Origin of the sequence: Acidiphilium sp. AL (assembly GCF_025499445.1) — a bacterium.
Classification (GTDB): Bacteria; Pseudomonadota; Alphaproteobacteria; order Acetobacterales; family Acetobacteraceae; genus Acidiphilium; species Acidiphilium iwatense.
The window spans coordinates 1-21,052 of record NZ_JAIMBZ010000025.1 but is presented as its reverse complement, the minus strand read 5'-3'; the positions used below and the strand labels follow the sequence as shown (position 1 = coordinate 21,052).

Sequence of the window (21,052 nt, the reverse complement as noted above, 5' to 3'; positions counted from 1 at the left end):
CCGGAGCCGTCATGACCCCGTCGATCGCCGTACTGTTCGCCCTGATGCAGGGCGCCACCGAATTATTCCCCGTCTCCAGCCTGGGCCATGCGGTGATCGTGCCCGCGCTGCTGCACTGGCACGTGGACCAGCACGCGCCGTCCTTCCTGCCTTTCGTGGTGATGCTGCATGTCGGCACCGCGACGGCGCTGCTGCTGTATTTCTGGCGCGACTGGTGGGCGATGCTGATGGGGCTGCTCGGCCGGGGTGAGGCGCGCGCGGTGGATGCGCAGCGCGGGCTGCTGCTGCGGCTGGTGATCGCGACGATTCCCGCCGTGGTGATCGGATTCGCGTTGAAAAAGCCGATCCAGCATCTGTTCGCGACGCCGATGATCGCGGCGGGATTCCTGATCGCCAATGCGATCCTGCTGCTGGGCGGCGAAAGGCTGCGCCGGCGCAAGGTGGGGCGGGATTTCGGGATCGGGCAGCTCACGCTGGGCGATGCGTTCATCATCGGGCTGTTCCAGTGCCTCGCGTTTCTGCCCGGACTGTCGCGTTCGGGAGCGGCGATCGTCGGCGGGCTGACGCGCGGGATCGACCACGAGGCGGCGGCGCGCTTCGCGTTTCTGATGGCGACCCCGGTGATCGCGGGGGCGACGGTGATCGAGGTGCCGAAGCTGATTCATCATCACGCGGCGATGAGCGGGATGCTCGGGCTGTCGGTGCTGGCGGCGGTGGTAGCCGGCGTGGTCGCGTTTCTCTCGACCGCGTTCCTGATGCGCTATTTCCGCGGCCATGACCGCTGGGCGCTGGGACCGTTCGCCGGATATTGCGCGGCGTTCGGGGTGTTGAGCCTCGTTCTGCTGTCGATCGGAGCCTGATGCCGCCGATCCGCCCCGAGGCGAAACGCCTGATGGCGGCGCGGTTTTCCCGCAGCATCGCCCAGGGTGCGCTGGTGGTCGATTTCGCGCTTTATGCGACCAGGCTCGGCTGGAGTGCGGCGTTTCTCGGCGTGGTGTTTGCCGTTGCCGTGCTGTTCACCGTGATGCTGACGGCGGCGATCGGCCCGGCGAGCGACCGGCTCGGGCGCAAGCGGTTCGTTCTGGTCTACGAAGCGATTTCGGCGCTTGCCGCGGTGATCGCGCTGGCGAGCCACGCGACCTGGCCGCTGGCTTTCGCCGCCGTGATCGGTGGATTCGGGCGCGGCGCCAATGGCGCGGCGGGACCGTTCGGTCCCGCCGAACAATCGTGGCTCTCGGGGTTCATCGAGAGGCGCGATTTCGGAGCGGTGCTGTCGTTCAACATCGCGATCGGATTTTTCGGCATGGCGACCGGGGCGGTGCTGGCGGGTGTGGTCGGCGCGCGGCAGGAGCTGTTCCTGCTGCCGCTGGTGGCGGCGCTGATCGCGGCGGCTCTGCTCATCGTCACCCCGGACCCGCCGCGCGGTGCCGTGCCCGCACGGTCGGGCCAAGCCGCGGCGACGCGCGGCGAGAATGGCCTGCTGTGGCGGCTGGCCGGGCTGAACATCCTCAACGGCACGGGAATCGGATTGAGTGGGCCGTTCATGTCCTGGTGGTTCGCGGCCAAGTTCCATGCGACGGCTGGCACGATCGGCCCGGCGCTGGCCGTGGCCTTCGCCGCCGGTGGGATTGCCTCGGTAACCACCGGGGCGCTGACCCGCCGGCTGGGCGTGGTGCGGGCGGTGGTGCTGATGCGCGGCATCGGGCTGGCAAGCCTGTTCGCCTTGCCCTTCGCGCCGAGTTTCGCGACCGCGACCGCGATCTATGCGCTGCGCTCGGCGTTCAATCGCGGCACCGCAGGAGCGCGGCAGGCCGTGGCGCTCGGGCTGGTCGGCGACGAGCGGCGCGGCCTCGCCGCGAGCGTGAACAGTATTTCGGTGATGGTGCCACGCGGCATCGCCCCCGCGCTCGCCGGGGTGTTGTTCGAGTCGGGCGCGCTTGCCGCACCGTTTTTGCTCGCGGGGTTGTTTCAGGGAGCGTATCTGTTTCTCTATCCGCGCGTGTTCGGTGCGCATGATCCGTCGAGGCCGCCATGATCCGTCGATTTTTGCTTGGCCTTTCGCTCGCACTGCCGATCGCGGCCCGTGCCGGGATCAATCTTGCCGCGGTACCGATCGGGCGGACCGATTTGCCGTGGTGGCGCGCGCGATTCGAAACGACGCTGCGCGAGGCGCACGCCGATCCTGACGCAAAGTTAGTATGGCTGGGAGATTCGATCACCCAGTACTGGCAGCGCACCGGACCGGCGCGGTTCGAGGATGTTCTGCCGGTGTGGAACCGCTATTACGGACGGTACAATCCGCTCGATTTCGGGCTGATCGGCGACACCACGGCGAGCGTGATCTGGCGGCTCGATCATGGCGAATTCAATGGGCTGCACCCCAAGCTGGTGATCGTTCTGATCGGGGCGAACAATCTGGGTGCGACGCATTGGGGCGCGCATCTGACCGTGCCGGGGATCGAGGCGGTGGTGAATAATCTGCATCGCCGCGTGCCGGGAGCGAAAATTCTGCTGCTCGGCATTCTGCCATCGATCCGCTCGGCGTGGATTTCGGCGGAGACGGTGAAAATCAACGCCGAGCTTGCGGGTATTTATGCACACAGTCCGGTGGTGACGTTCCGCGATGTCGGCGCCGTGCTGGAGCATGACGGCAAACCCGACGCCTTACTTTATGTCGATCCGAAATTGCATCCGCCGCAGCCGGCACTGCACCCGGACGCGGCGGGGATGCGGCGGATCGCGCATGCGCTGCAGCCGACCGTCGAACGGCTGATGCAATAATAGGTGGTCAATCCATCGCGCTGAGGCGCATCGCCGAATTGACCAGGGCGACATGGGTGAAGGCCTGTGGGAAATTGCCGATCTGGCGCTGCCGCGCGGTGTCGTATTCTTCGGCAAACAGCCCGACGTCGTTGCGCAGCGCGATCAGTTTTTCGAACAGGGTTTCGGCGTCGTGCTTGCGGCCCATGAGCGCGTAATTATCAACCAGCCAGAAACTGCACGCGAGGAACACGCCTTCGGTACCGGAAAGACCATCCTTGCCGGTATCGGTGTCGTAGCGGCGGACAAATCCGTCCTGCAACAGATCGCGTTCGATGGCTGCGACGGTGCCGATGATGCGTGGATCGTCGGGCGGCAGAAATCCCACCACGGCCAGAAGCAACAGGCTGGCATCGAGCGTCCTGGAGCCATAGACCTGGGTGAACGTGTTTCTCGAAACGTCGAATCCCTGGGCGCAGACCTGATCGTGAATGTCCTGACGGATTTTACGCCAGTGCTCCGCCGGTCCGTCATAGCCGAATTCCTCGACCGAACAGATCGCCCGATCGAACGCCACCCAGGCCATCACCTTGGAATGTACAAATTGCTGGCGCCCGCCGCGCACCTCCCAGATGCCTTCGTCCGGCGCGGCCCAGAATTTTTCGAGATCATCAAGGAGATTGCAGCGCAGTTCCCAACTGTTCTGATCGTGCTTCAGGCCGCCGCGATGCGCCTGATACAGCGTGTTCATCATTTCGCCGTAGACATCGAGCTGACGCTGCTCGGCGGCGGCATTGCCGACCCTGACGGGCCGTGAATTTTCATAACCACAGAGCCAATCGACCCGCCATTCGGCAAGCCGTCTTTCGCCGGCGATGCCGTACATGATCTGGATGTCGGCGGCGCTGCCGGCGACCGCGCGGTCGAGCCAGTGGCGCCAGGCGCTTGCCTCGTCGCGGTACCCCGCATTCATCAGGGCCTGGAGGGTGAAGCTCGCGTCGCGCAGCCAGCAATAGCGATAGTCCCAGTTGCGTTCGCCGCCGATTTCCTCGGGCAGCGAGCACGTCGCCGCCGCGACGATGCCGCCGGTCTCCCAATGGGTCAGCGCTTTCAGCGTGATCAGCGAGCGCTTCACGATTTCCGCCCAGCGCCCCTTGACCGGCGCTCTCTGAGTCCATTTTTGCCATTTTTGGGTCGCGAGTTCGACGCTGTGCGCTGGATCGAACGATTTCGGCACATGACGGTGCGAGGGCAGCCATTCCAGCGCGAAGGCGACGGTTTGGTCGGCTTCGACGGTGAACCGTGCTTCGGTGTGCTGGTTCTGCCCTTCGAGCGGCACGTCGGACCACACGACCGCCATGTCCGGCCCGGCGATCGCCACGATCCCCTCATGGCCTGGCATACGGCGCACCCAGGGCACCACCCGGCCGAAGCCGAAGCGGAAAACGAGTTCCAGCCGCATCTCGACGCTGCCGGAAAGCCCGGTGACCAGACGCACCATGCGCGTGGTATCGTGCGGATGCGGCACCATGCAATCGGTCAGGCGCACGGCACCTGTATCGGTATGCATGTCGGTCTCCAGCACCAGCGTATCGTCGCGGTAACGGCGGCTGGTTTCTTTGATCGGGTCGGCCGGGGCGATCAGCCAGCGGCCATTGTCGCGGGTTCCCAGCAGCGCCGCGAAACAGGCGTCGGAATCGAATCTCGGCAGGCACAGCCAATCGATCGAACCATCCTTACCGACCAGAGCCGTGGTCTGCCGGTCGCCGATCAGCGCGTAATCCTCGATCCGAAGAGCCATCCGTCATTATCCTTCAATTAAGTCAGGAGCGGGCATCACGCGCGGCGAGCCGCTCCACGATATCCCTGACGATCTCGATGGGCGACGCGTCCACCTTCACCACGATCGCGTTCTCGCCCTCGCCGGGCAGTTCCAGTGTGGCAAACTGGCTGTCGAGCAGTTTCGCCGGCATGAAATGCCCGTGACGATTTGCGATGCGATCGGCCAGCAGATCGCGATCGCCGTCGAGATGAATCAGGGTCACATCGTCTGATCCGCCACGCACAAAATCGCGATAGCATCGTGTCAGAAGAGAACTGACAATGACGCCACCCGATCCGGCATCCCGCCAGCCGCGCAGTTCCAGCGCGATGCGGTGCAGCCAGGGCATCCGGTCGTTATCGTCGAGCGGCTTGCCTTCGTGCATCTTCCGTCGGTTCGATGCGGGATGCAGATCGTCGCCATCGCGGAACGGCACGCCGAGCACGCCGGCAAGCATCGCTCCGATCGTGCTTTTGCCCGAGGCGGAAACCCCCATCACGGCGAGCAGCGGTTTGTGCGCAAGGTGCTGCAGACGCAGTGCGCGCAAAGTCGCGATCATGGTGGAGACACCGAGCTTCGCGAAAACGTCACCCTCGAAACAGCGTGTGCTGCCATCGTCATAGCCGATGATCGCGCAATCGCAGCCGGCGGTGAACAGCCCGGTTTCGACCACGCCGGCAATCGATTTCAAAGCCCGATCGAGCGCCACCGCATCGATCCGTCCTGGAAGCACACAGTCGGCGATGACATTGCCGTTGTCGGAGATGAAGGCCTTGCCATTCGCCTGTTTGCGCGGTTCGGCAAGCAAGCCCAGTTCGCCGATGCGTGCGAGGGTTCGCGCGACCGCGAAATTCACGATTTCGACAGGCAGTTTCGAGCGCTCACCCAGGCGCGAGACCAGCTTACCCTGATCGGCGATGACGACGAAGCGGTGGGAGGATTCGGCGATCTGCTTTTCGCGCAACAGCGCGCCGCCCAATCCCTTGATGAGGTGCAGGCTGCCGAATTCGACCTCGTCGGCGCCATCGACCGCAAGGTCAAGCACGCCATCGAGTGCTGTCACCTTGATGCCGAGTTCGGCGGCGCGGCGCTCGGTTGTCACTGATGTCGCCACGCAGGCGAGATCGATGTTTTCGGTTTTTACCCGCTCCGCCAAGGCATCGAGAAAATGCGCGATGGTCGAGCCGGTGCCGAGTCCGAGCCGCATTCCGGGTTCGACCAGTTTCGCCGCCTCGCGCGCGGCCGCGCGTTTTTGATCGTCCTGTGTGGTCATGCGGATTGCTTCGATCAATCCGCCCAGCGCCCGGCGGCGGCACGATCGGCCAGCCATAGCAGGCGTCCCTGGGGACGCAGCCTTGCCGCCGGAACCTCGCGCTCTTCGCCGCTCAGGATACGATCCAGCATCGCGCGTTTTCCCCCGCCCGAGACGACGAACACGACCAGTTCAGCACTTTCGAGCACCGGATATGTCAGGGTGACGCGCGATTCCGGGCGCCCTTCGGTGACCGGCAGGACCCAGCGTTTTTTCTCGTCGAGCAGTTTTGGCTGGCCTGGCAGCAAGGATGCGGTATGGCCGTCATCACCCATGCCGAGAAAGCAAATATCGAAAAATTTCCGATCCGGTTCCAAGCTTTCCGAACCGTAGAGGGATTTCAGGGTTTTTTCATAAGCTATGGCGGCCTCGTTCACCGTCAAACCCTCGAACGGCACCGGATGGATTCGCGGCTTTTCATGATCGAGCCGGTCGAACAGCGAATTGCGGACCATGTGAAGGTTGCTGTCGTCATCGTCCGGGGAGACGAAACGCTCGTCGCCGAGCACGAAGTCGATCGCCGACCATCTGATCTGCTGCCGATAGGGTGCGACGGCGAGCCGTTCGTAGAGTGATTTCGGCGTCGAGCCGCCGGCAAGGCCGGCGACGAAGCGGTCTGGCGCCACCATCGCCGCATCGGCGAACAGTTTTGCGCCGGCTTCCGCGAAAGCCTCGGCATCGGGAACGACCAGAATCTCGCCCAGCACCGGTTTCATGCGCCGTCTCCGTCGAGCACGAAGCGCCGTATCGCCTTCGCGAATCCATCATGCTCATTGCTGTCAGTGGCGAATTTCGCGTGTGCCTTGACCGTGTCATCGGCATTGCCCATTGCGATCGACACGCCGCTGCGCTTGAACATTCTGACATCGTTCGGCATGTCGCCGATCGTGGCGATGTGGTCCGGCTCGATCTTGAGAATACGGGACAGCGAATCGACCACCGCACCCTTGTTGGCTTTTGCGTTGGTGATGTCGAGATAATAAGGCTGCGAACAGGAGGCAGCGACATTGTCGCCGAATTCGTCCTGAGCGGCCTTCAGAGCCTGCTGCATTTTTTCATGGTCATCGGTGACGCCGACGATCTTGACCACGGTTTTCAAATCGTCGGCGGAAAAATCCTCGATGATTTCGGGATCGAACTGCACCGTGCGCGCCTCGCGATCGACATGCGGTGCCAACTTATCGCGCACCAGCCAGCGCCTTTTGGTATAGACCCACGCATCGAGATCGTGCTCGCCGAGCAAATCGATCGCGCGCTTGATGACCTCGCTCGGAAGATCATGACTGTCGATCACCGTTTTGAGATCGGGCGCGATCAGCACGCCGCCATTGAAACCGGCGATCGGCGTGTCGATGCCGAGTGGCTTGCTGACCATCGCCATGCCGCGCGGCGGCCTTCCGCTGGTGATCGCGAATTTGATGCCGGCTTTGTGCAGATCGGCAACCGCGCGTTTCGCCCCCTCGGTGAGTTCCTTTTCGTTGGTGACCAGGGTGCCGTCGACATCGGCGAGAACCAGCTCGATTTTGCGGCTCATGAGCGCCCCCCCGTCTTGGGCAGGGCGACATCGCGCCAGCGGCGCCCGGCATCGTCGTCCGACAGCAGGCGATCCGCCGCATCCGGGCCCGGACTGCCCGAAGCATAATTCGGAAAATCGCTCGGCTTCGTCGCAGCCCAGCGATCGAGGACCTGTTGCACGACGCGCCAGGTTTCCTCCACCATGTCGGCGCGCTGGAACAAAGTCTGATCGCCGATCATGCAGTCATACAGCAGGGTTTCATAGCCGACATTGGGTTCCGGCGCAAACCAGTCGCGATAGCGGAAATCCATTTTCACCGGAGCGAGGTGCATCGCCTGGCCGGGGCGCTTGACCTCGAACTGCAGCGAAATGCCCTCATCCGGCTGGATGCGCAGCACCAGCCAGTTCGGCGGCATGGTGTCGAGCGAGGTGCCCTGGAACGCCGCCAGAGGCGCCTTCTTGAAGCGGATGGCAATTTCGCTCATCCGCTGGGGCATGTGCTTGCCGGTGCGGATGTAGAACGGCACGCCGGCCCAGCGCCAGTTGTTGATTTTCAGTCGCATCGCCACATAGGTTTCGATGGCAGAGTCTTTTGCGACATCCGGCTCGTCGCGATAGCCGATGACCTGTTTGCCGGCGACCGTGCCGGGGCCATACTGGCCGCGCACCGCATCGGTTTCGGTCAATGTCTCGATCGCGGCGAACAACTCGTATTTTTTGTCGCGGATCGCTTCCGGCTTGAACCCGATGGGCGGTTCGATCGTCACCATGGCGAGCAACTGGAACACGTGGTTCGGCACCATGTCGCGTAATGCACCGGTCTGTTCGTAGAATTTACCGCGCCCTTCGACGCCCACGGTCTCTGCGACGGTGATCTGCACATGATCGATCCGGTCGCGGTTCCAGATCGGCTCGAACATCCCGTTGCCAAAGCGCAGTGCCATGATGTTCTGCACCGTTTCCTTGCCGAGGAAATGGTCAATGCGATAGATCTGGCGCTCCTTCAGGATGCCGAGGATCTGCGTATTCAGCGCCTGGGCCGAGGCGTAGCTGTGGCCAAAAGGTTTTTCGATGACCACACGGCACCATGGCGCATCGATGGCAGCATCGTCTTTCTCGTGAACCAGCCCGGCTTCACCCAAATGCTCGACGATGGTGCCGAAGAACCGGTCCGCCACGGCGAGGTAGAACAGCCGGTTGCCGCCGGTGCCGTGCTGGGATTCGAGCGATTCCAATTCCTGTTTCAGCGCCTGATAGAACGCGGCATCGGTGAAATCACCCTGGACGTAGGAAAGGTGACCGGCAAATTTGTTCCAGGTATTCTCGTCGATTTTCTTGATCTGGTCTTCGGCGTTGGGGTCGCCAATGAAGCTTTCCAGCGTCTTGTGCAGCGAGTTTTTCCAGTCATCGGCGCTGCGTTTGGCGATATCCGCGCCGATCAAGACGAATTTCTCGGGAATCAGCCCGGTATGCGCGAGGTTGTAGAGGGCCGGAACCAGCAGGCGCTTGGTGAGATCGCCCCCGGCGCCGAAAATGACGACGCTGCACGGACCGGGCGGTTTCGCCGAACTGGGCTGTTGCGTGGTCGCGTCGTCGCGCAGCGGATGATTGGCCATCGCCGTCATGGTCAGCTTCCCTTTTTGCCAGTGTCGTGACCTTGTTCGATGTGACCACCGAAACCCTGGCGCATCGCCGAGAGCATTTTTTCGCCGAAAGTGTGTTCCTTGCGCGAGCGGAAGCGGGCGAACAGCGAGGCTGTCAGAACCTCGGCGGGCACGGCTTCTTCGATGGCGGCCTCGATGGTCCAGCGGCCTTCGCCGGAATCCTCGACATAGCCGGTATAGTTGGTGAGTTGTTCGTCCTTGGCCAGAGCCGAGGCGGTCAGGTCGAGCAGCCAGGACGAGACCACGCTGCCGCGCCGCCATACCTCGGCGATGTCCGCCAGATTGAGCTCGAAGCGATGGTCTTCGGGCAGATCGGTCGAGGATTTGTTGCGCAGGACGTCGAAACCTTCCGCATAGGCCTGCATCAAGCCGTATTCGATGCCATTATGGACCATTTTCACGAAATGCCCGGCACCGACCGGGCCGGCATGGATGTAGCCCTGCTCGGCGCGGGGGTCTTTCCCGTCGCGATCGGGGGTTTTCTCGATCGTGCCGATGCCGGGTGCCAGGGACTTGAAAATCGGATCGAGCCGTTTCACCACATCGGCCTCGCCTCCGATCATCATGCAATAGCCGCGCTCGATGCCCCAGATCCCGCCGGAAGTTCCGACATCGAGATAATGAATGAATTTTTTCCTGAGCGTGGCCGCGCGGCGGATATCGTCCTTGTAGAAGGTATTGCCGCCATCGATGATGACGTCGTCCTTATCCATCAGCTCGGCGAGGGCTTCGATGGTTTCCTCGGTGATATGTCCCGACGGCAGCATGACCCACACCGCGCGCGGTGCCTCCAGCGCCTTGATCATCGCGGCAAGATCACCGACGCCGGTTGCGCCGTCTTTCTGAAGATCCTTGACCGTGTCAGCGGATTTGTCGAACACCACGCACTCGTGTTCTGCACGCATCAGACGACGCGAGATATTGGCCCCCATGCGGCCAAGGCCGACGATTCCGATTTTCATATTCTTGCTCCGCTCCGTTAATGGAATGCGTGGTCGACGGCCTGTTGCAATTCCTTCAAGCCCGTGCCGACATCTTTCAGGTGAACGCGCAGAACGCGCCGGCCGCGCTCGACCAGGACGCTGAGATCGCCCTGGGCTTGCGCGGCCTTGACCTGGCCGAAACTATAGGAGTGGCCGGGAACCGGAAGATCATGCGCATCGTCCGCAGTGATTTGCAGGAACACGCCGCTGTTCGGTCCACCCTTATAGGCCTGGCCCGTCGAATGCAAAAAGCGCGGCCCGAAACCAAGGCAGGTGGCGACTTTGCGTGCGTCGCGCAGCCGGGTTCGGATCGCCTCCAACGCTTTGCCGTGCGCCTCGTTGCGCTCGATATAGGCGAGGATGGCGATGTAGTCGCCGGCGTGGGCGCGGCCGAAATGCTTCGCAAGATATGTCGCGAGCGAATTATGCCGGCCGAGTGCTTCGGCATTCTTCGCGTCGGCATGGATCGCGACGCCGTTCGCGCGGAACACCGGCTCGTTCTGCGCGACGCCGCCGGATTTTTCATAAGCGTCAGTCAGGGCACGGGTTTTGATCTTGCTGGCTTCGACATCCGGCTGGTCGAACGGGTTGATGCCGATGATCGCACCCGCGACGGCAGTTGCGATTTCCCAACGGAAAAATTCCTGCCCGATATGCGCGACATCGCGCACCGCGATACGCACCACCGGATGCCCCGCTTTCGCCAGGGCCGCGACATGAACGGATTGCGCCTTCTGCTCATTACCGTCGAGAACGAGATAGGCGAACACGCGATCCTTGCCATAGACGCTGACATCGCCCAGCGGTTCACTGTCGAGCGGGATCAGGCCGTGACCCTGCTTGCCCGTGGACTCCGCGATCAACTGCTCAAGCCAGGCGCCGAGATCGGCGATTTTCGGCGAGGCGATGATGGTGACCTTGTCGCGCTTGAACTGCTTGACGGCGATGCCCAGCAGCAGGCCGAGTTCCGCGCCGGGGTTCTGGTCCACCGGAACATTGGCGCCGCAACCGGTGACCATGTGGGCGGTGATTTCCAGGAACCGCGCCACGTCGATTCCCATGGCGGCGGCGGGAACCAGGCCGAATTTCGACAGCACCGAATAGCGCCCGCCGATCGATTTCACGCCATGGAAAATATGGGCGAAACGATCCTTCCTGGCCTCGGCTTCGAGCGCGGAACCCGGATCGGTGACGGCGATGAAATGCTCGGCCCAATGGGCGTCGCCGACCGTCTCGATCATGCGCGCCTTGAAATAGGCGAGAAAGATGTTCGGCTCCAGCGTGCTGCCCGATTTCGACGACACGATGAACATGGTTTTCTTGAGATCGAGCGTGCGTTCGAGCGTGCGGATTTGCGCGGGATCGGTGCTGTCGAGCATGTGAAAGCGTGGCCAGCCCGCATGGTGACCGAAGCTCTTTGCCAGCACTTCCGGCCCGAGGCTCGACCCGCCCATGCCGAGCAGAACGAGATGCGCGAATCCGCCGGATTTCACCGCCTCGGCGAAGCGCGCCAGCGTGCCGACATGGTCGTGTTCATGCCTGACGATATCGAGCCAGCCGAGCCAGTGATCTTCGTCCTTGCCGGTCCAGACCGATTTATCGCCTTCCCATAATTTGCGGATTTTGCCTTCCGCGAGCCATTGTTTCTGCTCTGCCGCGATTGCGGATTTGAGCGCATCGTCGGTCTCGACGGTCGCCTTGTTCACCGAGACCGACGCCGCGCGCTTTTCGGCCACCGCGCCGAGCAGCTTGTCGAACGCATCAGCGAATTGCTTCACCCCGTCCACCACCAGATCGGCGGTGACTTTTTCGAGAGAAATGCCGGATTTTTCGAGCGATTTCAGGATTGCCCTGCCGCCGGCGAGATCCTGTTCGACCGCATCGGGCACAACTTTGCCGTGGTCGCGGAACGCATCCATCGTCGCCGGCGGCATGGTGTTGACGGTGTCGCGGCCGATCAAGGTTTCGACATAGAGCGTGTCGGGATAGGTGGGGTTTTTCACGCTGGTCGAGGCCCAGAGCAGCCGCTGGGTGTGGGCCCCCTTGGCGGCGAGCGCATCCCACGCCTTGCCGGAAAACAGCTTCTTGTATCTCTCATAGGCGACTTTCGCATTGGCGATGGCGGCTTTGCCGAGCAGCGGTTTCAGCGCGGTGTCGCCGGCATCGATTTTCGCCTGAAGCTGCTTGTCGATGACGTTGTCGATCCGGCTGACGAAGAAGCTGGCGACGCTGGCGACTTTGGAAACATCGCCGCCCTGTCCGGCGAAATGCTCGAGCCCGGCGATATAGGCTTTCGCCACCTCCTCGTAGACCGGCACGGCGAACAGCAGGGTTACGTTGATCGACAGCCCCTCGCCGATCAGGGTGCGGATCGCCGGGATTCCGGCCGTGGTGGCCGGCACCTTGACCATCAGATTGGGCTTGCCGACCGCTTTCCACAGGCGCCGCGCTTCGGCGATGGTGGCTTCGGTGTCGTTCGCGAGATAGGGCGAAACCTCCAGGCTGATGAAGCCGTCGCGGCCCTTGGTTTCTTTGAACACGGGAAGCAGGACATCGGCCGCTTCCTTGATGTCGGCGATGGCGAGATGCTCGTAGATCGCCATCGGACCATGATCGGCGTGCTTGAGGAACGCGGCGAGATCATCGCCGTAATCCTTCGAGCCGGCGATGGCTTTTTCGAAGATCGATGGGTTGGAGGTGACGCCCTTCAGCCCGTCCCGCTCGATCAGGGTTTTGAGGTCGCCCTGTTGGATCAGATGGCGCTGGACGAAATCGAGCCACGGCGCCTGGCCGGTCTCGGCGAGTTGTTTCAGGGCATTCATCATGAATCTCCTAGCAGATAGCAGAAGGCGTGGATGTCGATCGTTTCGGTTGGACGCGGCCTCCCTCCCGATCATCCGTCAGGACAGATGGGGCGGGCGGCCACTGATGTCACGCGATGTCGGGCGGGGTCGGGCGTTCCTGACCGTATCGTGAACGCGGGGGCGATCATGCGTCTAGCTGCCCCGGAACACCGTCCCACAACCTGATCCCGCCGGTGATGCCGGTCTCGTTCGAGACCAGGTGGACGTCAGCGGGCAGGTCGAAGCCGATCCGCTTCGTATTGCCGCCGCCGATATAGAGCATGTCGAAATTGACCAGGACGCGCAGCGCCTCGATGACCTTCTGCACGTGCTTGTTCCATTTGCCTGCGCCATCGACCTTCAAGGCGGCTTCGCCCACGTAATGATCGTAGCTGCGCTTGTTGCGCGCGATGTGCTGGCCGAGTTCCAGATGCGGCGCGGGTTCGCCGTTGCTGAACAGCGCGAACCCCATGCCGGTGCCGAGCGTGATGGTGCATTCGAGCCCACGCCCGGAGATGGCGCCGAGGCCCTGCACCGTCGCGTCGTTGGCGAGCCGCACCGGACGGCCGAGCCGGGCCGACAATTTTTCCACCAGCCGGAATCCGTGCCATTCGGCGCCGCCGAGATTGGGCGCCGTCAAGATGAGTCCATCGCGCACCGCGCCGGGAAACCCGACCGAAACCCGGTCGAACCCGCCGAGCGGGGCGGCCAGCGCGGCGATGGTTTCAACCAGGACCGAAGGCGCGCCGCCGAGCGGGGTGACCACCCTGACCTGATCGGTCAGTTCAGTCGAATCCTGGCCGACGATCGCGGCCTTGACATGGCTGCCGCCGACATCGACACACAGGGTACGGAGCTGCGCCGTGCCAGGTTGCTTGGCGTCGGCCCGGTGCGTTGCCTGGCTCGTCGATCGGTCCATGGTTCCATCCCCGGCTAATAATGCGCCTGAAGGCGCACGCGGAACAATCTGGCGCGTTCCGCCACTCTTTTCAATTGCGTCGCGGAATCGTCACCCCGGCACGCCGGACGGAGCGGCGCTGACACGGAAGCGAAACTGGACTAAAGGGCGCGTATGACCGCGACCCCTACCGAACTCATCCGCAATTTCTCGATCATCGCCCATATCGACCATGGCAAATCGACCCTGGCCGACCGGCTGATCCAGGCCACCGGCGCGCTGACCGCGCGCGAAATGACCGAGCAGGTGCTCGACACCATGGATATCGAGAAGGAGCGCGGCATCACCATCAAGGCGCAGACGGTGCGGCTGTCCTACCCCGCGAAGGACGGCAGGACCTACACGCTGAATTTGATGGACACGCCCGGCCATGTCGATTTCGCCTATGAGGTGAGCCGCAGCCTCGCCGCGTGCGAGGGGTCGCTGCTGGTGGTCGATGCCTCGCAGGGCGTCGAGGCGCAGACCCTTGCGAACGTGTATCAGGCGATCGACGCGCATCACGAGATCGTGCCGGTGCTCAACAAGATCGACCTGCCGGCGGCCGAACCCGAGCGGGTCAAGCAGCAGATCGAGGACGTGATCGGGCTGGATGCGTCGGATGCGGTGGAAATTTCCGCCAAGACCGGGTTGAACATCGAAGCCGTGCTGGAAGCGCTGGTGACGCGGCTGCCGCCGCCGGTGGGCGATGCCGATGCGCCGCTGACCGCGCTGCTGGTGGATAGCTGGTACGACCAGTACCTCGGCGTGATCATCCTGGTGCGGGTGAAGAACGGCCGGCTGAAACGCGGCCAGCGCATCCGCATGATGTCCACCGGGGCAGTGCATACGATCGATCAGGTTGGGGTGTTCGCGCCGAAATTGCGCGCGGAGGCGGATCTGGGGCCGGGCGAAATCGGTTTCATCACCGCCGCGATCAAGACGGTGGCTGATTGCAACGTGGGCGACACGATCACCGACGATCGGCACCCCTCGGCCGAGGCGCTGCCTGGCTTCAAGCCGTCGATTCCCGTCGTGTGGTGCGGGCTGTACCCGGTCGATGCGGACGATTTCGAGAAACTGCGCGACAGCCTGGGCAAGCTGCGGCTGAATGACGCGAGTTTCCACTACGAGGCGGAAACCTCGGCGGCCCTGGGCTTCGGATTCCGCTGCGGATTCCTGGGATTGCTGCATCTGGAGATCATCCAGGAGCGCCTGTCGCGTGAATTCGACCTCGATCTGATCGCGACCGCGCCTTCGGTGGTGTATCGGCTGCACAAGACCAATGGCGAGACCATGGAGCTGCACAACCCGGCCGACATGCCGGACGGATCGGTGATCGATCATATCGAGGAGCCGTGGATCAAGGCGACGATCATGGTGCCGGACGATTATCTCGGCGCGGTGCTGACCCTGTGCAACGAGCGGCGCGGCCAGCAGGCGGATCTGACCTATGTGGGCAATCGGGCGATGGCGGTGTATCGGCTGCCGCTGAACGAGGTGGTGTTCGATTTCTACGATCGGCTGAAATCGGTCTCGCGCGGCTATGCGAGCTTCGATTACCAGATGGACGATTACGTCGAGGGCGAGCTGGTGAAAATCTCGATCCTGGTCAATCTGGAGCCGGTCGATGCACTCGCCTTCATCGCCCATCGTTCGGTCGCCGAGACGCGCGGCCGGGCGATCTGCGCCAAGCTGAAGGATCTGATCCCCAAGCAGTTGTTCAAGATCGCGATCCAGGCGGCGATCGGCGGGCGGGTGATCGCGCGCGAGACGATCGGCGCACTGTCGAAGGATGTGACCGCGAAGTGCTACGGCGGCGATATCAGCCGCAAGCGCAAGCTGCTGGACAAGCAGAAAGAGGGCAAGAAGCGGATGCGCCAGTTCGGCAAGGTCGAAATTCCGCAGACCGCGTTCCTCGCCGCGTTGAAGATGGACGCCTGAGTTTTGCTCCTCCTCGATGCCGGGATTTTGTTGTTGTTGCTCCTCCTGGTGCTGCTGGCGCTGGCGGTGCTGTCGCTGCAATCCCGGCGGATTGCGGGGCTGAGCGAAACGCTGCGGAGCGAAATCGCGGAGCAGTCGCGCGCCGGATTGATTACCGCGTTCGAGCGGGTGCAGGAGGGGGCGCGGGCGCAGAACGAGCAGTTGGGCCGGCTGCACGGCGCGATCGGCGATCTTTCGCTGCTGATGACGGAAAAACTGGCGGAGGCGGAGCGCGCCGCCCAGACCGGCCGCGCCCAGGCGCTGAACGAGACGCTGGCGGTGATCGCGCGTCTCACCGACAGCCAGACCCAGCTCGCCGACCGGATGGGGCGCGATTTTGGTGGTTTCTCCGTCGCGCTGCGCGAGGAGCAGGAGAAATTGCGCGGCCGGGTGGAGCAGAAACTCGACGAAATGCGGGCCGGCAACGAGGCCAAGCTGGAGGCGATGCGGCTCGCGGTCGATGAGCAACTGCAATCGGCCCTGGAAAAGCGGATCGGCGAGAGTTTCCAACGGGTCGCCGACCAGTTCGCCCAGGTGCAGCAGGCGATCGGCCAGGTGCAGAACGTCGCGACCCAGGTGGGCGATCTCAAACGCCTGTTCGCCAACGTGAAATCGCGCGGCGGCTGGGGCGAGGCGCAGATCCGCCAGACCATGGAGGATACCCTGCCGCCGGGCACCTTCGAGGCGAATTTCAAGGCCGATCCGAACAGTGCGGAGACGGTGGAATTCGCGCTGCGGATGCCGGTGCGCGAGGGGGAGCAGCCGGTATATCTGCCGATCGATGCGAAGTTTCCGACCGAGGATTACGACCGGCTGCTGCTGGCATCGGAGGCGGCGGATCGGGTGGCTGAGGAGATCGCGATCGTGGCGCTGGGCGCGCGGATCAGGGCGGAGGCGAAGAAGATCGCCCAGAAATATATCCGTCCGCCGCGCACCACCGACATCGCGGTGCTCTATTTACCGAGCGAGGGGTTGTTCGCCGAAGTGGCGCGGATACCAGGGCTGATCGAGCAGATTCAGCGCGAAACCCGTGTGCTGATCCAGAGCCCGAGCTTGCTCCCTGCCCTTCTGCATACCATCCGAGTCGGCCATTTCACCGTGCAACTCGAGCGCAAGGCGGGCGAAATCGGCAAGATCCTGAGCGCGGTGAAAGCCGAGTGGGGCAAACTCGGCGACACGATGGAAAAACTCGCCAAACGCTCAATCGACATGAGCGGCGATATCGAAAAAACCCAGATCCGCATCCGCGCCGTCGGCCGCACCCTGCGTGCGGTCGAAGCAGTGGACTACATCGAAGCCGCCCCCCTGCTCGGCATCGAAGCCGCCGCCGAGGAATAGCCCGCCCCCGCTTGAGCCGCCGCGTTTCTTTGGCTAAGAAGCGCCGGCGCCGGAGGGATGGCCGAGCGGTCGATGGCGCACGCTTGGAAAGCGTGTGTGCGTGAAAGCGTACCGTGGGTTCGAATCCCACTCCCTCCGCCAGACCCCGGTTGCCCCTTGTCGATCACCATCGAAAAATCCCTTGAAATCCCTTGTTTTCTGAGCCTATCGTGTGGCTGTTCATCGGCTCCGATGGGCGGCAAGCGCGATGGAAGGCGGGGTAGAATGCGGGGTATCGAAATCCGAGATGGGGTATTTTCGGGGTTTACCACATGCTGACCGACGCGGCGGTGCGCAAGGCACCTGCTGCCGCGAAGCCCTTCAAGCTCTATGATTCAGGTGGCCTGTTCGTCCAGGTGACACCCGGCGGTAGCAAGCTCTGGCGGATGCGATACTCGCTCGCGGGCCGCGAGAAGCTGTTGAGTTTTGGTGCCTATCCTGCCGTGAGCCTCGCCGCTGCGCGGGATGCGCGGGATGCGGCGCGGGCGGAGTTGCGGGCCGGCCGTGACCCGTCCCTGACGCGGCGGCAGATGCGCGCAAACGCCCAGGCGAGCGATCGCGGGTTTGAGGCGGTCGCGCGGCAATGGCACGCCCTCCATGCGCCGCACTGGACCGAACGCCACACCGAGGATGTGCTCGGCAGTCTCGAAAAGCTGGTTTTCCCTGCCATTGGCGGCATCGACATTCGTGAGATCACCGCACCAATGGTTCTTGAGGTTATACGGCGCATCGAAAAGCGTCCGGCGCTTGAGACCGCGCGGCGCGTGCGGCAGCGGATGTCAGCGGTCTTTGTCCATGCGATCGGCAGCGGCTTGGCCGAGGCCGACCCGGCGGCGATCGTGGCCGGCGCCATGGCGCCGATGAAAAAGGGACGGCAGCCGGCCGTGGTCGATCTCGAATCAGTGCGCGAGGCCCTCGTCGCAGCGGAAGCGATCCCCGCCCATCCGGTCACGAAGCTGGCGCTTCGGCTGATCGCGCTGACCGCCGTGCGCCCGGGGGAAATCAGGTTCGCACGTTGGAGCGAGTTCGTTCTCGAGGGCGACGAACCCACATGGTCGATTCCGGCCGAGCGGATGAAGATGAAGCGCCCCCATGCGGTTCCCCTCGCGCGCCAGGCTGTCGAAGTGATCGAAGCCGTGCGGTCGCTTACCGGGCGGCTGCCTTTCGTCTTTCCGAACGGCAGAAGCGGCCACAAGCCAATGTCTGAGAATGCGATGGGGTATTTGCTCAACCGAGCGGGGTATCACCACCGGCACGTGCCCCATGGATGGCGCGCGGCGTTCTCTTCCATCATGAACGAGCGTTTTCCGGTCGACCGGCACACCATCGACCTCATGTTGGCACATGTGTCCAAGGACAAGGTCGAAGGGGCCTATAATCGGGCGCTGCATCTTCCCCGGCGCCGCGAACTCGCCCAGGCATGGGCCGATTTGCTGCTGGACGGGGCCAAGTCGGCCATCGGTCTGCTCTCAGGTAGCAGACGTTAATGCGCTGCTTTCAAAGGGATGCGTTTGCCACCAGGACCAGAACGCCTGCGAGCGCAGCCGCGGTCATCCATTTGAGGACCAGCAGATCGGCTTCGATCCGGGAAAAGCAGTCAGGGAGTCTCTTCCTTGGCATGCGGCGTATGATCATGCGGAGTCGCGCCCTTGCTCGTCTGTGCCTTGAATCAGCCTTGCGGGTGGCCAGGCGGCCTCGGAATCTGGTTTCGAATCACTCTCAGCCAAGCGCCTTCTGGCGCCGATTTTTTGTATGATGACGTTCTTATCATACGAAATATTCCGGGAAGACAAAGCCATGAGCAGGCTCAGTTTGACGCCGGCATCCCGGCATGATAACCATTTAGATTGGTTGAATCAACCAGTCTAAATGGTGAATTTTATGCGAGACATCCAAGCGTCCGAGGCCAAGACCCACCTGCCCCAGATTCTCGACGAGGTGGAGCGCGGAGAGACCATCCGCATCACCCGTCACGGCCGCCCGATCGCGCGCATCGTCCCTGAGACCGACCGGCGGCAGACCGAGATCGACAAGGCGATCACGAATATCAAGGCGTTGCGGCGCCGGACCGGAAAGATCACCCTGGAGGAAATTCTCGCCTTCCGCCACGAAGGCCATAAATACTGACATGCCCTTCATCCTCGATGCGTCCATCGCGGCATGCTGGGCATTTGACGATGAAGATCATCCTGTTGCGGCCCATGCCCTCGAGCGGATCCGTGTTGACGCGGCACTGGCGCCCAGCCTCTGGTGGTTCGAGATCCGCAACACGCTGATCGTCAGTGAGCGCCGTGGCCGTTTGGTCGAAGCCGATACAGCTACATTCTTGCGCGAGCTGTCCCGGTTCGGCGTGATGATCGACCGCACGCCCCAGGAAGCCACGATTCTCACGCTTGCGCGGCAGCACCGGCTCACCGTTTATGACGCAAGCTACCTCGAGCTGGCACAACGCGAGGCGGTGCCGCTCGCGACGCTGGACAGCAATCTTCGAAAAGCCGCAGCCGCACTCGATATAACCTTGCTCGGCGCGGGGACGTGATGGCCGAACAGCTTCCCGTTTCCCGTGCAGCCAGGGAACCTGATGGCTTCGATCGAGCTCGGCCTGGGGCCGGCTTTGATCGCCGATGCCAGCGACCAGGTGGCCTGGCGTCCAATAGCGCAGGTCGACATCCCGATCCGGCGCTCGGCTACAAAAACCACGTCTCGATCGACGGCCGTCATAGCGTGATCCGCCGGTTTCTGGTCACGGATGCTGCTTCCACCGATGGCGCACGGCTGCGCGAGTGGTTGATCATCCGGGACGGCGTCCTTGCTCGTCTGCATCCAGAACCTCTTCTATCCTTATGATGCGCGCGTCGATGCGGTCGGCACGTTCAGCAAGTCGTAGACGACTGGCTCGCTGATGGCTGAGGTTGCTCCGCAGTTCGAGGAGTGTGTTCTCGGCGCTCGCGAGGCGAGCTCCCAGATCCCGCAGATCGGAGTGTAGCCCGATCATATCGGCCAGGATCTTTGGCAATTCGTGAGCAAGCATTTCATCCGACAGGGTCATCGTGGCGCGCGCTCCTTGCCTATCCGGACAGGTGATTTTAGGCGGTTTGCGTCAGGGTCAGCAACTATAGCCGCGATCTGTGGGACGCCACGGCGGCGTCCAGTCTTGGGTCCATTTCGGCCGGTGATTGGCAGCTGCGCGCGCCATGGTGTGTTCCCGCGAAAGTGAGGCGCCCCAAGGGTACGCAATCGGTCGCCGCGACAGCAAAAAACGATGCACGGGCACAAAATTATTTCGTTGGTCGAAGATAGTTTTCGGTTGCGGCGACCGGATTCCCATGAACGGAGACCACGGTCGATGCTGGAGCCATGCGGCTAGGGCATAGGATTTGGCTCTGCCCTGTGCCGATCCCGCGGTTTTCCGCTTGCACGGCGATCATCGCCTCGTTCCACTTTCACCTTGCGCGACGGGGGCGTTCCAGACATGGCTACATCCCCGGTCCCATATTCCGGGTCCACTTCATTCCAGATTCCATTGGTTCCCCTGCATGAATAAGGTTTGCTTTATCTGGCCCCGCTTGATCCAGCCGGAGTTTGGTTGCTGAAAATACTTTGCCAGATCGGCCGGGGCTGCACGTTGGTAGTTGAGGTCGATGGCACCACGCGGCTGGCCTGTTACTTCCTCGGAAGCCATTGCGTAAACGAGGGAGACGAAATTGGAGCAAAAGAATTGTAAGCGCGAATTTCGGCGCACCTAGGCCGGGTGGCGGGCTGCTGGGAATAGGTGTCCACTTACGGGAGGTGGATACTTATGATGGAGCGGATTGGACCGCATGGTCTGGAAATAACGGGCGTGAGGCGCGATGGGCG

General features: G+C 62.8%; 19 protein-coding genes and 1 tRNA gene. 10 read left to right on the top strand and 10 right to left on the bottom strand.

The features are described from left to right. Positions 1–11 precede the first annotated feature (11 nt). Genes AiwAL_RS13650 through AiwAL_RS13640 form a run of 3 tightly spaced genes read left to right on the top strand, consistent with a single transcriptional unit; the run spans position 12 to position 2,781 of the window. Positions 12–860 (top strand): undecaprenyl-diphosphate phosphatase, encoded by an 849-nt coding sequence (locus AiwAL_RS13650; RefSeq protein ID WP_235703064.1) that lies wholly within the window; start codon positions 12–14, stop codon positions 858–860. Beyond that, complete coding sequence (locus tag AiwAL_RS13645; protein ID WP_235703063.1) at positions 860–2,035, top strand: MFS transporter; 1,176 nt, start codon at positions 860–862, stop codon at positions 2,033–2,035. Before AiwAL_RS13650 ends, AiwAL_RS13645 begins: the two co-directional genes overlap by 1 nt. Next, on the top strand, positions 2,032–2,781 hold the full coding sequence (locus tag AiwAL_RS13640; protein WP_235703062.1) for a GDSL-type esterase/lipase family protein: 750 nt from the start codon (positions 2,032–2,034) through the stop codon (positions 2,779–2,781). The genes AiwAL_RS13645 and AiwAL_RS13640 overlap by 4 nt, the downstream gene beginning before the upstream one ends. A gap of 7 nt (positions 2,782–2,788) precedes the next feature. On the opposite strand, the gene AiwAL_RS13635 is transcribed toward AiwAL_RS13640, so the two are convergent. The 8 genes from AiwAL_RS13635 to AiwAL_RS13600 all read right to left on the bottom strand — a co-directional run bounded on the left by AiwAL_RS13635 (position 2,789) and on the right by AiwAL_RS13600 (position 13,819). Then, positions 2,789–4,561, bottom strand: coding sequence for a glycoside hydrolase family 15 protein (locus tag AiwAL_RS13635; protein WP_262312854.1), 1,773 nt, complete (start codon positions 4,559–4,561; stop codon positions 2,789–2,791). Between the two features lie 22 nt (positions 4,562–4,583). Next, positions 4,584–5,912 (bottom strand): ribose 5-phosphate isomerase A, encoded by a 1,329-nt coding sequence (gene rpiA / locus AiwAL_RS13630; RefSeq protein ID WP_262312853.1) that lies wholly within the window; start codon positions 5,910–5,912, stop codon positions 4,584–4,586. Then, entirely contained in the window at positions 5,870–6,610 is a 741-nt protein-coding gene (gene pgl / locus AiwAL_RS13625; RefSeq protein ID WP_262312852.1) for a 6-phosphogluconolactonase, read from the bottom strand. The genes rpiA and pgl overlap by 43 nt, the downstream gene beginning before the upstream one ends. After that, positions 6,607–7,428: a Cof-type HAD-IIB family hydrolase gene (locus tag AiwAL_RS13620; RefSeq protein WP_235703058.1), complete on the bottom strand. Its 822-nt coding sequence runs from the start codon at positions 7,426–7,428 to the stop codon at positions 6,607–6,609. Before AiwAL_RS13620 ends, pgl begins: the two co-directional genes overlap by 4 nt. After that, positions 7,425–9,035, bottom strand: a complete 1,611-nt coding sequence (zwf, locus tag AiwAL_RS13615; RefSeq protein WP_262312851.1) for a glucose-6-phosphate dehydrogenase — start codon at positions 9,033–9,035, stop codon at positions 7,425–7,427. The genes AiwAL_RS13620 and zwf overlap by 4 nt, the downstream gene beginning before the upstream one ends. A 2-nt stretch (positions 9,036–9,037) precedes the next feature. Then, positions 9,038–10,036 (bottom strand): phosphogluconate dehydrogenase (NAD(+)-dependent, decarboxylating), encoded by a 999-nt coding sequence (gene gnd, locus AiwAL_RS13610; protein WP_262312850.1) that lies wholly within the window; start codon positions 10,034–10,036, stop codon positions 9,038–9,040. Between the two features lie 17 nt (positions 10,037–10,053). Further along, on the bottom strand, positions 10,054–12,879 hold the full coding sequence (locus AiwAL_RS13605) for a bifunctional transaldolase/phosoglucose isomerase (protein WP_262312865.1): 2,826 nt from the start codon (positions 12,877–12,879) through the stop codon (positions 10,054–10,056). Positions 12,880–13,045: 166 nt separating this feature from the next. After that, positions 13,046–13,819 (bottom strand): ROK family protein, encoded by a 774-nt coding sequence (locus AiwAL_RS13600; protein WP_235703054.1) that lies wholly within the window; start codon positions 13,817–13,819, stop codon positions 13,046–13,048. A 153-nt stretch (positions 13,820–13,972) separates the two neighbouring features. Between AiwAL_RS13600 and lepA the strand changes: the two genes are divergently transcribed. The 7 genes from lepA to AiwAL_RS20415 all read left to right on the top strand — a co-directional run bounded on the left by lepA (position 13,973) and on the right by AiwAL_RS20415 (position 19,922). Then, positions 13,973–15,778 carry a translation elongation factor 4 gene (lepA, locus tag AiwAL_RS13595; protein WP_235703053.1) on the top strand — a complete coding sequence of 602 codons (1,806 nt, stop codon included), beginning with the start codon at positions 13,973–13,975 and terminating at the stop codon, positions 15,776–15,778. A 33-nt stretch (positions 15,779–15,811) separates the two neighbouring features. Continuing rightward, positions 15,812–17,155 carry a DNA recombination protein RmuC gene (locus tag AiwAL_RS13590; protein ID WP_235703052.1) on the top strand — a complete coding sequence of 448 codons (1,344 nt, stop codon included), beginning with the start codon at positions 15,812–15,814 and terminating at the stop codon, positions 17,153–17,155. Positions 17,156–17,206: 51 nt separating this feature from the next. Next, positions 17,207–17,296 (top strand) — tRNA-Ser (locus tag AiwAL_RS13585). 170 nt (positions 17,297–17,466) lie between these two features. Next, a complete protein-coding gene (locus AiwAL_RS13580; protein WP_262312849.1) occupies positions 17,467–18,681 on the top strand; it encodes a phage integrase central domain-containing protein in 1,215 nt (404 codons plus the stop codon). A 394-nt stretch (positions 18,682–19,075) separates the two neighbouring features. After that, a complete protein-coding gene (locus tag AiwAL_RS13575) occupies positions 19,076–19,321 on the top strand; it encodes a type II toxin-antitoxin system Phd/YefM family antitoxin (RefSeq protein WP_235706234.1) in 246 nt (81 codons plus the stop codon). Position 19,322: 1 nt separating this feature from the next. Then, positions 19,323–19,733, top strand: coding sequence for a type II toxin-antitoxin system VapC family toxin (locus tag AiwAL_RS13570; RefSeq protein WP_235706235.1), 411 nt, complete (start codon positions 19,323–19,325; stop codon positions 19,731–19,733). A 42-nt stretch (positions 19,734–19,775) separates the two neighbouring features. After that, positions 19,776–19,922, top strand: a complete 147-nt coding sequence (locus AiwAL_RS20415; RefSeq protein WP_407932581.1) for a hypothetical protein — start codon at positions 19,776–19,778, stop codon at positions 19,920–19,922. 63 nt (positions 19,923–19,985) lie between these two features. On the opposite strand, the gene AiwAL_RS13560 is transcribed toward AiwAL_RS20415, so the two are convergent. Then, a complete protein-coding gene (locus tag AiwAL_RS13560; protein ID WP_262312866.1) occupies positions 19,986–20,243 on the bottom strand; it encodes a hypothetical protein in 258 nt (85 codons plus the stop codon). A 459-nt stretch (positions 20,244–20,702) separates the two neighbouring features. Continuing rightward, positions 20,703–20,876, bottom strand: coding sequence for a hypothetical protein (locus AiwAL_RS13555; protein WP_235706236.1), 174 nt, complete (start codon positions 20,874–20,876; stop codon positions 20,703–20,705). Positions 20,877–21,052: the final 176 nt, after the last annotated feature.